The following is an 11,501-nucleotide window of genomic DNA, read 5'->3' as shown; positions in this document are numbered from 1 at the left end:
GGGCCGGGGGCGCCGGACGCGGCGTGGGGGGCGGGCGCCTGCGAGGCGGCGCGGGAGCCCGGTGCGCTGGAAGCGGCGCGTCGGCCGTCGGTCCCCGTCATGCGGCGGCCCTCAGCTGGGCGGCCAGTTCGGCGAAGCCGCGGCGTTCGGCGTGGGCGAGCGGGGTCACCCCGTCGCCGTCGGGCAGGTCCCGCGTCGCCCCGGCCGCGAGCAGCAGCTCCACGATCTGCCGGTGCGCGAGGCCGCCCTCGCCGAGGATCACCGCCTCCAGCAGGGCCGTCCAGCCCAGCCGGTTGACGTGGTCGACGTCGATGTCGGTGACCCGCAGCACCTCCCGTACGTACGCGACATGGCCGCGTTCGCTCGCCGGGATGAGGGAGACCCCGCCGAACCGGTTGCACAGGGTCAGATCCGGGCCGGCCGGCAGCAGCACGTGCAGCATCGTGACGCTGCCGGTGACCCCGGTGGCCAGCCACGGACTGTCCTCGCGCCGGTCCTGGGCGTCCGGGTCGGCCCCGGCGGCCACGAGCAGCCGGGCCGCCTCGACGTGGTCGCCGAGGACGGCGAGGAGCAGCGGCGTACGCAGCTCCTCGTCGCGGACGTCGACCCGGGCGCCGCCCTCGATCGCGGTGCGCACGCGGTCGGTGTCGCCGGTGCGCGCGGCGGTGAGCAGGTCGTGATCGAGGGCGTTCATGGGTCTTCCTTCCGCTGGGAGCAGGCGATTACCGGGCGAGCGAGGCGACGCCCGCCTGGACGAACTTCTCGTCGAGGTCGCCGCTGGGCGCGCCGGCCACGCCGATGCCCGCCACCGGGGCGCCCTTGACCTGGACCGGGGCGCCGCCGCCGAGGAACAGGGTGCCGGGGATGTCCTTCAGGTTCGGGGCCTGCTCCAGGCGCTTGACCAGCTCGGAGGTGGGGGCGTTCCAGGAGACGGCGGTGTACGCCTTCTTCACCGCGGACTCGGGGGACTGCGGGCCCGCGCCGTCGCCGCGCAGGGAGACGATGGTGTTGCCGTTGCGGTCGACGACCGCGACGGAGATCCGCTGGTTCTCCTTCTTCGCCGCGTCCAGCGTGGCCTGCGCGGCCTTGGTGGCGGCGGCGACGGTCAGGTGCGTCGTCTGCTGGAGGTTGCGGTTGTTCGTGTCGGCCTTGACCGCGGCGGCGGGGGCAGCCGCCGGGGAGGAGGCGCTCGCGGACATCGCGCCGAACGTGCCGGCCCCGAGGGCGACGACGACGGCGCCGGTGACGACACGGGTGCGCAGCGACAGCTTCTTCATGGTGGCTCCTTGGTGATCCGGGTCGGCCCGGTGGTGTGTGGTGCGGGGCGGCCCGGAGTGGTCCGGGCGTTTCGCTCTGGTATCGATCCTCCCGGCGGATCCGGCCCCGTACGGTCGACGTACCGGCTGGAAGCGGCGGGCGGGACGGTCGACGCCCCCGTCAGCCGATCGGTTGATGCGGGGGTGGCCGGATCGGGTCACCATGGAGGGGTTTACGCAGGTCAGCGACGGAACGAGGGGTACGTGGTGGAGCACCGCAGCGGTTCGCCGTACGCGGAGGAAGCCGAGGCTTCGGGCCCCGGGGCCGCCGGGTCCACGGCCGAGGCCGGCCAGGTCGCCGGGTCCGACCCCGACGCGCAGGTCGCTGGGTCCGACCCCGACGCCCGCTGGCTCGCGCTCCTCATGCACGCCGCGTTCTTCCTGCTGCTCGGCGCCTCGCTGACCCGGTTCCTGATGCGGCACCCCGGCGAGGCCCGCACCCCGTGGATCATCGCCCTGTCGATCACCCTGGCGGTGCTGTACCTCCTGGGCCCCGTCCTCGGCTCGCGCCCCACGCCGCGCCGGCTCGCCTGGCTCACGGTGCTCGTCGTCGTCTGGATGGTGCTGGTCGTCCTGGCGCCGAGCTTCGCGTGGTGCGCGGTGCCGCTGTTCTACACCGGGCTCAGGATCCTGCCGCCGCGTGCGGCCCTCGCCCTGGTCGCCCTGCTCACCGTGTTCGTCGTGGCCGCGCAACTGCGGCTGGCCGACGGGTTCGACCCGAACCTGGTCCTCGCCCCGCCCGCCGTCGCCGCCGTGGCGACCGCGGTCTTCGTCCATATGCAGCGCCAGGCGGTACGGCAACGGGAACTGGCCGCACGCCAGCGCGAGCTGATCGACGATCTGCTGCGGACCCGGCGCGAACTGGCCGCCACCGAACGGCGCGAGGGAACCCTCGCCGAGCGCCAGCGGCTCTCCATGGAGATCCACGACACCCTGGCGCAGGGCCTGTCCAGCCAGCAGATGCTGCTCCAGGCGGCCGACCGCACCTGGAGCGCCGACCCGGACGCCGCCCGCCGCCACGTCCGTACGGCCACGGGCATCGCCGAACGCAACCTCGCCGAGGCCCGCCGCTTCGTCCACGACCTGGCCCCCGCCGACCTGGCGGAGGGCGGCGGCCTGGAGGCGGCCCTGTACGCGCTGGCGGCCCGCGAGAGCGCCCAGGCCGAGGGCGCGCTCACCGTCCACTGCCATGTGGAGGGCACCCCGCACGCCCCGCTGCCGGACCGGGTGCAGTCCGCCCTGCTGCGCATCGCCCAGGGGGCCCTGGCCAATGTGCGGGAGCACTCCGGGGCGAGCGCCGCCGGGCTGACCCTGACGCACCTCGGCGACCGGGTGGTCCTGGACATCGGCGACAACGGCCGGGGCTTCACCGCCGGGCCCGAGGGCGTACGCGCCGCCCGCACCGTACGCGGCCACGGGCTTCCGGCGATGCGGGCCCGGGTGCGGCAGCTCGGCGGAACGCTCACCATCGAGTCGGCGCCGGGCGAGGGCACCGTGCTCTCCGCAGAGGTTCCGCTCACCACCACGGAGGACCCCACATGACCGAGGCATCCCCGGCCCCCGCCCCCGTACGCATCCTGCTCTGCGACGACCACGTGGTCGTCCGCGCCGGGCTGCTCGCGCTCCTCGGCAGCGAACCGGACATCGAGGTCGTCGGCGAGGCGGGCAGCGGCGAGGAAGCGGTGGTGCTCGCCGCGCGCCTGAAGCCGGACGTCGTCCTCATGGACCTCCAGCTCGGCGAGGGCATCGACGGCGTCGAGGCGACCCGCCGCATCGCGGCCGACGGCACGGTCCACGTCCTGGTGCTGACCACGTACGACACCGACGCCGACATCACCCGGGCCATCGAGGCGGGGGCCACCGGCTATCTGCTGAAGGCGGAGCGCCCGGAGGAACTGTTCGCCGCGATCCGGTCCGCCGCCCAGGGCCGCACCACGCTCTCGGCCCCCGTCGCCAGCCGGGTGATGGCCCGGATGCGCAGCCCCCGCCCCAGCCTCACCGACCGCGAACGCGACATCCTGGCCCAGCTCTCCCAGGGCCTCGGCAACCGGGACATCGCCCGCGCCCTGTTCATCAGCGAGGCCACGGTCAAGACCCACCTGGGCCGCATCTACGACAAGCTCGGCGTCGACACCCGCGCGGGCGCGGTGTCGGTGGCGAAGGAACAGCGGCTGCTGCCCTGACGAGGGCCCCGGGCGGTCCCGGCCGCGCCCCCGGGTGGAGCAGTGCTGCTGGCAGGTGCGGGGCACCCGGCGGAAGCTGGGAGCGGACCCGAACGGAAGCGGGGAACGCCCATGGCCGAGGACGCTCCGCCCCGGTCCGCCGACCTCAAGGGCGGGCCGGGCCACACGGTCCTGCTCGCGCTGCTCCTCGCGGTCCCGGTGGCGAAGGTCGCGTACACCGTCGGGGGCGGCGGCGCGGCCCGGGACGTGTTCGTCGGCATGGAGCCCGCGAACTGGCCGGACGTCCTGATCGGCATGGTGCTCACCGATCCCCTGCTCGCCTCCGTCCTGGCCGTCGTCGTCTCCCGGGTGGTGTTCGCGCTGTTCGCGGCGCGCGGCGCGGTCCCGAGGGGCGGCGGCTTCCTGCGGGTGCTCCAGCGGACGGCGCTGACCCTCGCGAACCCGGTCGCGATGGGTGTGGTCGACGCGTGCTTCTTCGGGCCCTGGTGGGGTCTGGGCACCGGGCTCGCCGCGTACGTGCTGCGCAAGGGCGTCGTCGTGGAGTACCTCACCGGCCGACGGCGGACCCACGGACACCGCGCGAAGAGCGGCGCACACCCCGTCGCTGCGGGCGGCCCGCACCCCGGCCCGGAGGGCGGACCACACCACGACGGCCACCGGCCGCCCCCGTGGCTGCGCCGGGCCGCGGCCTTCGAGCAGTGGGTGGCCCTCGGGCTGACCGCCGTCGCGCTCCCGGTCCTTGCGTTCGTCTCGGCGCTGGACGGACAGGCCTGGACCTCGATCGTCCGCTGCGAGGTCACCGACGGCGCCCGGACCGAACGCGCCCGCCTGATCGAGCTGAGCCGCAAGGGCAACGGCGTGGTGGGCTGGAACCTGGACGCCCGCGAGATCTCCAACGGCCAGGGGTGCACGGGCGAGGAGAGTCTGTACGTACGCGAGCCCTGGTGGCGCCCCTGACCCCGGCCGACCGGGCGGCCGGCGAGGAACCCACCGGGTCATAGGGCCACCGGGCCACCGGGCCACCGAGGCCACCGAGGCCACCGGGCCGCCGGGCCCGCCGAGGCCACCGGGTCACGAAGCCGGCGGGTCACCGGGTCACCAGGCCACCGCGTCCGGCGGGTGAAGGGGCCACCGAGCCACCGGGGCCGCCGGGGTCACCCGGCATGACACCATCGATCCGTGCTCGACATCGGCTACTCCCTCTCCCGTCGCTTCCCCGATCCCCCGCAGACCGACTACCGACGCGCGGACGTCCGGGCGCTGCGGCACGATCTGTTCTCCGGCGACGTCTACCTCGCGGACACGAAGGCGGACCGCGAGCTGTCCACAGCCTGGGGATGGGTACCGGTGCTCGACTTCGCCTGGGCGCTGTGCGACATCGTCGAGCGGATCGACCAGGACCCGCGCGGCAACCGCTCGCACCGGCGGCAGTACGCGGAGCTGGACTTCACCGAGTCCTCGGACGTCATGATCTTCGAGCGGCGCTTCGGCTGGGTCGACGTCGAGGCGGACTGGATGCCCGGCGACGAGCCGCCGCTCACCTTCAGCCACTCCCTGCTGCGCCGCGAGGCCCGCGACTTCCTGCACGACCTGATCGCCGACCTGGCCGACCTGCACGACGGCCTCGCCGACAACCCCGTGATCTGGGACCTCCAGGCCCGCTTCCCCCGCATGTGAGTCACCCGGGCCCCGAGGCACCCCACACCCGCTTCCTCTCATATCCGAGGCCGTGGAGGACGGCCGCCCTCACACCTCCACCCGCACCCCGATCTGCGCCGCGAACGCCGGGGCCAGCTCCATCAGCTGCGCCGGGCTGATCACCGCGCCCGCCAGCCGGTCCACGCCCCGGGCGATGTCCAGCTCGGCCACCGCGCGCAGGTCCACCGACTCCATCCGGGCGCCGCTGAAGTCCGCCCGCTTCAGCACGCAGTCCCGGAACTCCACCCGCACCAGATACGCACCGCCGAAGTCCGGCTCGGCGAGCACACAGCCCTCGAAGACCACGTCCTTCAGCCGGGCCTCGCGCAGATTCAGGTAGTCGATCTTGCCGCCGCGCACCACCACCCGCTCCAGCACCGCCCCGTGCAGCTGCACCCCGCCCAGCCGGGCGTCCACCACCTCCACATCCCGCAGCGACGCCTCCGCGAGGTCCGTGCCCACGCCCCGTACGCCCGTCAGCACCGCGTCGATGAAGCGGGCCCGCGCCAGCTCCGCCCGGTCCAGGGCGCAGCCGTCCAGCGCGCAGTCCATGAACCGGGCTCCCCGGCCCGAGGCGTCCGTCAGGTCCACCCCGTCGAACCGCACTCCGTCGTAGTCCCCGTCCGGCTCCAGGCCGTCCCCGTCGTACGGAACGAGCGGGGGCAGCCGCACCTCCGGCCGCCGTGCCGCCGTCACACCCGTGCCGCTCTTCTTCCTGCCGCTCACTGCCATGCCCCCCATCGTGACGCACACCACTGACAACGCCCCGCCGCCGATGTCACAGGCCGCCGTCCCCGATCCGTCGCATCATCAAAGAAGCGAAGGAGATCCAGCCATGGGACACAGGGAACACACGGAGCACACGGGAGACATCCACGTCGTCGGCGGCGGCCTCGCCGGGCTCACCGCCGCGATCACCGCCGCCGAATCCGGTGCGCGCGTCACCCTGCACGAAGGACACCGGACCCTCGGCGGCCGGGCCAGGACGGCCGAGGGGCCGTACCTCGCCAACGAGGGGCCGCACGCCCTGTACCACCGCGGGCCGTTCTGCACCTGGCTGGCCCGCCGCGATCTGCTCGGCCCCGTCGTCTCCGTACCGCCCCTCGAAATGCTCCGCTTCCGCTTCCGGCGGGCGGGGGCCCTCCGCAAGCTGCCGCCCGCCGCCCTGCTGCGGCTCTCCCGCCGGAATCCGCGCACCGCCCCGGTGGACAGCGGCTTCCTGGAATGGGGCACCGGTCAGGTCGGCGAGGAGGGGGCCCGGGCCGCCGCGAACTTCGTCGCCGCCGCGCTCTTCCACCACGACCCCGGCGCGCTCTCCGCCCGGTTCGTCCAGGAGCGCCTGCACCGGCTGGCCTCGCTCCCGCCCGAGGCCCGCTACCCGGCCGGCGGCTGGGCCCGGCTCGTCGAGAGGATGGCCGCGCACGCCCGGGGCCTCGGGGTCGCCGTCGAGACGGGCTCCCGCGTCGACACCCGTACGCTCGGGGAGCTGGCCCGTACCGGACCGGTGATCGTCGCCACCTCCCTCGACTCCGCCCGGGCCCTGCTCGACGACGCCTCCCTCACCTGGGAGAGCGGCCGCACCGTCCTCGTCGACCTGGCGGTACGCACCCGGCGCGGCGACGCGTTCATCGTGTCGGACCTGGACGCGCCCGGCTGGCTGGAGCGGTTCACCGCCCAGGACCCCTCGCTCGCCCCGGCCGGCGAACAGCTGCTCCAGGGCCAGTTCGCGATCGGCCCCGACGCACGGCGGGCGGAGGGCGTCGCCCGCGCCGAGGCCCTTCTCGACCTCGGCTTCCCCGGCTGGCGGGACCGCACCACGTGGCGCGTCGAGGCCCTCGCCGACGGCCGTACCGGAGCCGTCGACCGCCCCGGCACCACCTGGCGGGACCGGCCCTCCGTGGTCCGGGGCGACGACGTCTTCCTGGCGGGCGACCAGGTCGCCGCCCCCGGGCTCCTCAGCGAGGTCTCCTTCACCAGCGGCCTCGAAGCCGCGATGCTCGCCGTGAAGGCCGTCCGACAGCGCTCCGGATCCGGGGTTGACCTCAAGCGGACCTGAGGTACGAGGGTGGGGGCACAGCCCGCCGCAGCGGTGGGCGAGACCACCAGGACCGTGACCCGGGGAGCCCTTCATGCACGCCGTACGCCTCCACACCTTCGGCCCCGCCGAGAACCTCGTGTACGAGAGGACCGAGGACCCCGTCCCCGGACCCGGCCAGGTCCGGATCGCCGTGGCGGCGGCCGGCGTGCACCTGCTGGACACGGTCCTGCGGGAAGGGGAGACGGGCCCCTTCCCAGCCCCCGTCGACCTGCCCACCGTCCCTGGCCGCGAGGTCGCAGGCACCGTCGATTCGGTGGGCGAGGGCACGGACCCCGGCCTGCTCGGCAAGCGCGTCGTCGCCCACCTCGGGATGGCGCCCGGCGGGTACGCCGAACTCGCCGTCACCGACGCCGACCGGCTCCACGAGATCCCCGAGGGGCTCGACGCCGCCGCGGCCGTCGCCATGATCGGCACGGGCCGCACCACGCTCGGCATCCTCGGGTTCACCCCGCTCGGCCCGGACTCCGTGGTCGTCGTCACCGCGGCGGCGGGCGGCATCGGCACGCTGATCGTCCAGTACGCCAAGAACGCGGGCGCCACCGTGATCGCCCTGGCCGGGGGCCCGGCGAAGGTGGCGCGGGCGACGGAGAACGGGGCGGACCTCGCCCTCGACTACACCGGCCCCGACTGGCCGCGCCGGGCCCGGGAGTACCTGGACGCGGCCGGCCTACGGGCCACCGTCGTGTACGACTCCGTCGGCGGAGCCACCGCCCGCGCCGCCGTCGATCTCCTCGGCCCCGGCGGGCAGCACGTCGTCTACGGCTGGTCCGGCGGGGAACCGTTCACCCTCACCGCCGCGGAACTGGCCGAACGCTCCATCACATCCGGCTCCGCCCTCGGCCCGAAGATGATCGAGCGGGGCGGCGGCCTGCGCGCCCTGGAGACCCGCGCCCTCGCCGAGGCGGCGGCCGGCCGGCTGCGCCCCGCCGTCCAGCGCTTCCCGCTGGCCGAGGCCGCCGCCGCACACCGCGCGCTGGAGACGCGGGGCACGATGGGCAAGGTGATCCTGGAGCCGTGAGGGACGGGAGGGGTCCGGCGAACCGGTCAGGCACGCCCCAGCAGCCGCCGCGCGATCTCCGCGTGGTCGGGGGCGAGCCGGACCTCCCCCTCCGCGGCTCCCCACAGCCCGTTCTGGAGCACCCGGCCCAGCGTCCAGGCCCGCGCCCGCTCCCGGTCGCCCTCCAGCCCCAGCGCCTCCGTCAACGCGTCGAACCGCCACACCACCTCGTCCGCGTCGAAGAGGTTGTCCAGCGCCGGGAACAGCTCGAAGCCCGGGTCACCCGCCAGCGGCTTCGGGTCGAGGGCGATCCACTCCCCCGCCCGCCCCGCGTCCGCGCGCCCGGCCAGGATGTTGTCGTAGTGCAGGTCCCAGTGCAGCAGCCGGTCCCCCGGCTCCCCCGCCACCTCCCGTACCGCCGCCGCGCAGTCCGCGAGCAGCCGCCGGTCCGCCGCGTCGGCCAGCAGGCCCACCCGCTGCGGCACCGCCGCGAGCATCCGCTCCACCACCTCGCCCAGCGTGCGCAGCCCCTCGGGCGCGGGCACCGCCACCAGCCGGGCCAGCACCGCGCCGAGAATCCCCACCGCGCCCCGTACATCGTCCTCGCCGGACAACGGCCGCCGCTCGTCGAGCCGTTCAAGGAGCAGCGCACCGCTCTCCGGGTCGTGGTCGAGCAGCTCCACCGCCCCCGCGCCCGCCGCCGACCAAGCCCGCAGAGCGACCGGTTCGCCCGCCGTCTCCTCGTCCACCGCCTGGAGCTTCAACGCGGCGGGCCGCCCGTCCGCCTCCCGTACCACCGGCAGGACCAGCGCGCACATCCCGTACATCGACGGGCCGTCCATCCGCAGCCCCCACCGCTCCAGCAACTGCGCCGCCAGGTCCGGCAGAGCGGCGATGAAAGCCCGCCCAGCGGCTCCGTTGAAGGCGGACTGGGTGGCGGCCAACTCGTCCGGGATCTCGATCACGCCACCGATCCTAGGGAGACGGGGTCGACGCGGTCGTCGAAGTGCGGGGAGACGGAACGGCCCCGCGCGCAGTAACGTCCCGCCACACGTACGCTCGGCATCTCACCGGACAGGGACCCCAGGGGCATCATGAGCACCGTCAGTACCGTCGTCGGCGGCATATCGTTCTGGTACGCGCAGGAGGGCACCCCCGCCCCGCGCGAACCGCTCCCCGGCGACACGAACGTCGACGTCTGCATCGTCGGCGGCGGCTACACCGGCCTCTGGACGGCGTACTACCTGAAGAAGGCCGTCCCCTTCCTCAACATCACCGTCCTGGAAGCCAAGTTCTGCGGTTACGGGGCCTCCGGCCGTAACGGCGGCTGGCTGTACAACGGCATCGCGGGCCGCGACCGATACGCCAAACTGCACGGCCACGACGCCGCCGTACGGCTCCAGAAGGCGATGAACGAGACGGTCGGCGAGGTCGTCAGGACCGCCGCCGAGGAGAAGATCGACGCCGACATCCACCAGGGCGGTGTCCTGGAGGTGGCCCACACCCCGGCCCAGCTCGCCCGCCTCAAGGACTTCCACAGCGTCGAGATCGCCTTCGGGGAGACGGACCGGGTCCTGCGCGGCGCCCGCGAAACCGCCGAGCGCGTCCATGTCACCGGGGCCGTCGGCTCCACCTGGACCCCGCACGGCGCCCGGCTGCACCCGGCGAAGCTGGTCAAGGGCCTCGCGGACGCGGTGGAGGCGCTCGGCGTGACCATCCACGAATCGACGCCGGTCACCGAGATCAAGCCCAAGCACGCCGTCACCCCGTACGGCACGGTCCGCGCCCCGTACGTCCTGCGCTGCACCGAGGGCTTCACCGCGAGCCTCAAGGGCCAGAAGCGCACCTGGCTCCCGATGAACTCCTCCATGATCGTCACCGAGCCGCTGCCCGCCCGGATCTGGGACACGATCGGCTGGGAGGGCCGCGAGACCCTGGGCGACATGGCCCACGCCTACTTCTACGCCCAGCGCACCGCCGACGACCGCATCGCGCTGGGCGGCCGCGGCTACCCGTACCGCTTCGGCTCGACCACCGACAACGACGGCCGCACCCAGTCCTCCACCGTCACCGCCCTGCGCGACCTGCTGGTCCGGCTCTTCCCCATCACGGCGGGCGTACACGTCGACCACGCCTGGTCGGGCGTCCTCGGCGTCCCGCGCGACTGGTGCGCCACCGTCACGCTCGACCGCTCAACGGGCCTGGGATACGCGGGCGGTTACGTCGGCTCGGGCGTCGCCACTGCCAACCTCGCCGCCCGCACCCTGCGCGACCTGATCCAGCAGGACTCGGGCCAGGCGGGCCCGACGGACCTGACCACGCTGCCGTGGGTGAACCACAAGGTCCGCCGCTGGGAGCCGGAGCCCTTCCGCTGGCTCGGCGTCCACGGCATGTACGCGGCCTACCGCGCCGCCGACCGCCGCGAGACGACCTCGCCGCGCCCCGGCACGGACCGCATCGCGAAGGCGGCGGACCGCATCGCGGGCCGCCACTGAGCCCGTTCCCGTACGCGGCTGACGCCGGGACCCGGCGTCAGTCGCGGGGCCAGGGCCGCCCGTCGAGGCGTTCGATGGAGAGGTTCAGCCGGCTGAGCGACGCGGCGAGCTGCTCGGCCTCCTCGGGCGTCCAGTCGGCCATGACCTTCGCCAGGCCCGCCACGTTCCGGTCGCGGTCGCTGTCGAGCCGGCGCGCGCCCTCGTCGGTCATGGCGAACTTACGGGCGATGCCGCCGTCGGGGTCCGGGATGCGCTCGACGACCCCGGCCCGCAGCATCGCGGCGGTCTGCCGGTTGAGGGTGGAGGCGTCCAGCCCGAAGGCCTCGCTGAGCTGGCTGATGGACATGGGGCCCTCCACCTGGATCCGGCTGAGCAGAATGTAGGCGCTGCGGTCGAGCCGCCACTCCACACGCGGGGTGAGCAGGTGCATGTACCGGCCGAGCAGCATGGTCTCGCGTTCGATCCGGTCGATGGGCATGTCCACACGTCCAGGTATATCACGGTGAATATGCACTCTACATAAGATGTGCATGATGCATATTGCCTGTACCTTGCACATTGCACCGTGCACAGATGGACACCCGGACACCGCAGGCCCGCAAGGCCGAGAAGGAGACACCTCGTGGAGAGTTCACCGCCCGAAGCCCACTCGGGAGGACCCACGGCCGGTCAGGGAGAACCGGCGGCCGACCCGGGAGACCGCGGGGCCCGCCC

General features: G+C 74.2%; 12 protein-coding genes. 7 read left to right on the top strand and 5 right to left on the bottom strand.

The features are described from left to right. Positions 1-97: 97 nt before the first annotated feature. Together A3Q37_RS13835 and A3Q37_RS13830 are read right to left on the bottom strand one after the other, a co-directional pair. Positions 98-694, bottom strand: coding sequence for an ankyrin repeat domain-containing protein (locus A3Q37_RS13835; RefSeq protein WP_065483304.1), 597 nt, complete (start codon positions 692-694; stop codon positions 98-100). 28 nt (positions 695-722) lie between these two features. Next, positions 723-1,277: a heme-binding protein gene (locus A3Q37_RS13830; protein ID WP_065483301.1), complete on the bottom strand. Its 555-nt coding sequence runs from the start codon at positions 1,275-1,277 to the stop codon at positions 723-725. A 243-nt stretch (positions 1,278-1,520) separates the two neighbouring features. Between A3Q37_RS13830 and A3Q37_RS13825 the strand changes: the two genes are divergently transcribed. The 4 genes from A3Q37_RS13825 (at position 1,521) to A3Q37_RS13810 (ending at position 5,176) form a co-directional block, all read left to right on the top strand. Then, positions 1,521-2,858: a sensor histidine kinase gene (locus tag A3Q37_RS13825; RefSeq protein WP_065483298.1), complete on the top strand. Its 1,338-nt coding sequence runs from the start codon at positions 1,521-1,523 to the stop codon at positions 2,856-2,858. Further along, a complete protein-coding gene (locus tag A3Q37_RS13820; protein ID WP_006125587.1) occupies positions 2,855-3,499 on the top strand; it encodes a response regulator transcription factor in 645 nt (214 codons plus the stop codon). Before A3Q37_RS13825 ends, A3Q37_RS13820 begins: the two co-directional genes overlap by 4 nt. Before the next feature lie 111 nt (positions 3,500-3,610). Next, positions 3,611-4,456: a hypothetical protein gene (locus A3Q37_RS13815; RefSeq protein ID WP_065483294.1), complete on the top strand. Its 846-nt coding sequence runs from the start codon at positions 3,611-3,613 to the stop codon at positions 4,454-4,456. 222 nt (positions 4,457-4,678) lie between these two features. Continuing rightward, entirely contained in the window at positions 4,679-5,176 is a 498-nt protein-coding gene (locus A3Q37_RS13810; RefSeq protein ID WP_032781236.1) for a hypothetical protein, read from the top strand. Positions 5,177-5,245: 69 nt separating this feature from the next. Here the strand turns inward: A3Q37_RS13810 and A3Q37_RS13805 are convergent, their stop codons facing one another. Continuing rightward, positions 5,246-5,929 (bottom strand): pentapeptide repeat-containing protein, encoded by a 684-nt coding sequence (locus A3Q37_RS13805; RefSeq protein ID WP_176711409.1) that lies wholly within the window; start codon positions 5,927-5,929, stop codon positions 5,246-5,248. 103 nt (positions 5,930-6,032) lie between these two features. Between A3Q37_RS13805 and A3Q37_RS13800 the strand changes: the two genes are divergently transcribed. Further along, positions 6,033-7,253, top strand: a complete 1,221-nt coding sequence (locus A3Q37_RS13800) for an FAD-dependent oxidoreductase (protein ID WP_065483291.1) — start codon at positions 6,033-6,035, stop codon at positions 7,251-7,253. A 73-nt stretch (positions 7,254-7,326) separates the two neighbouring features. Then, positions 7,327-8,313 carry a zinc-binding dehydrogenase gene (locus A3Q37_RS13795; RefSeq protein ID WP_065483288.1) on the top strand — a complete coding sequence of 329 codons (987 nt, stop codon included), beginning with the start codon at positions 7,327-7,329 and terminating at the stop codon, positions 8,311-8,313. Between the two features lie 26 nt (positions 8,314-8,339). Here the strand turns inward: A3Q37_RS13795 and A3Q37_RS13790 are convergent, their stop codons facing one another. Further along, on the bottom strand, positions 8,340-9,257 hold the full coding sequence (locus A3Q37_RS13790; protein ID WP_065483285.1) for an aminoglycoside phosphotransferase family protein: 918 nt from the start codon (positions 9,255-9,257) through the stop codon (positions 8,340-8,342). A 129-nt stretch (positions 9,258-9,386) separates the two neighbouring features. Between A3Q37_RS13790 and A3Q37_RS13785 the strand changes: the two genes are divergently transcribed. After that, complete coding sequence (locus tag A3Q37_RS13785; RefSeq protein WP_065483281.1) at positions 9,387-10,787, top strand: FAD-binding oxidoreductase; 1,401 nt, start codon at positions 9,387-9,389, stop codon at positions 10,785-10,787. A gap of 37 nt (positions 10,788-10,824) precedes the next feature. Here the strand turns inward: A3Q37_RS13785 and A3Q37_RS13780 are convergent, their stop codons facing one another. Further along, a complete protein-coding gene (locus A3Q37_RS13780) occupies positions 10,825-11,271 on the bottom strand; it encodes a MarR family winged helix-turn-helix transcriptional regulator (protein ID WP_065483278.1) in 447 nt (148 codons plus the stop codon). Between the last annotated feature and the right edge of the window lie 230 nt (positions 11,272-11,501).

This window comes from Streptomyces sp. PTY087I2 (assembly GCF_001687325.1).
Classification (GTDB): Bacteria; Actinomycetota; Actinomycetes; order Streptomycetales; family Streptomycetaceae; genus Streptomyces.
The sequence above is the reverse complement of the archived record's forward strand: the minus strand, read 5'-3'. Positions and strand labels throughout refer to the sequence as shown.

Excerpts from the sequence above, each read along its gene's own strand:
- A3Q37_RS13815 (WP_065483294.1), top strand. The coding sequence starts at position 3,611 with ATGGCCGAGGACGCTCCGCCCCGGTCCGCCGACCTCAAGGGCGGGCCG.
- A3Q37_RS13785 (WP_065483281.1), top strand. The coding sequence starts at position 9,387 with ATGAGCACCGTCAGTACCGTCGTCGGCGGCATATCGTTCTGGTACGCG.
- A3Q37_RS13800 (WP_065483291.1), top strand. The coding sequence starts at position 6,033 with ATGGGACACAGGGAACACACGGAGCACACGGGAGACATCCACGTCGTC.
- A3Q37_RS13795 (WP_065483288.1), top strand. The coding sequence starts at position 7,327 with ATGCACGCCGTACGCCTCCACACCTTCGGCCCCGCCGAGAACCTCGTG.
- A3Q37_RS13835 (WP_065483304.1), bottom strand. The coding sequence starts at position 694 with ATGAACGCCCTCGATCACGACCTGCTCACCGCCGCGCGCACCGGCGAC.
- A3Q37_RS13830 (WP_065483301.1), bottom strand. The coding sequence starts at position 1,277 with ATGAAGAAGCTGTCGCTGCGCACCCGTGTCGTCACCGGCGCCGTCGTC.
- A3Q37_RS13805 (WP_176711409.1), bottom strand. The coding sequence starts at position 5,929 with ATGGCAGTGAGCGGCAGGAAGAAGAGCGGCACGGGTGTGACGGCGGCA.
- A3Q37_RS13820 (WP_006125587.1), top strand. The coding sequence starts at position 2,855 with ATGACCGAGGCATCCCCGGCCCCCGCCCCCGTACGCATCCTGCTCTGC.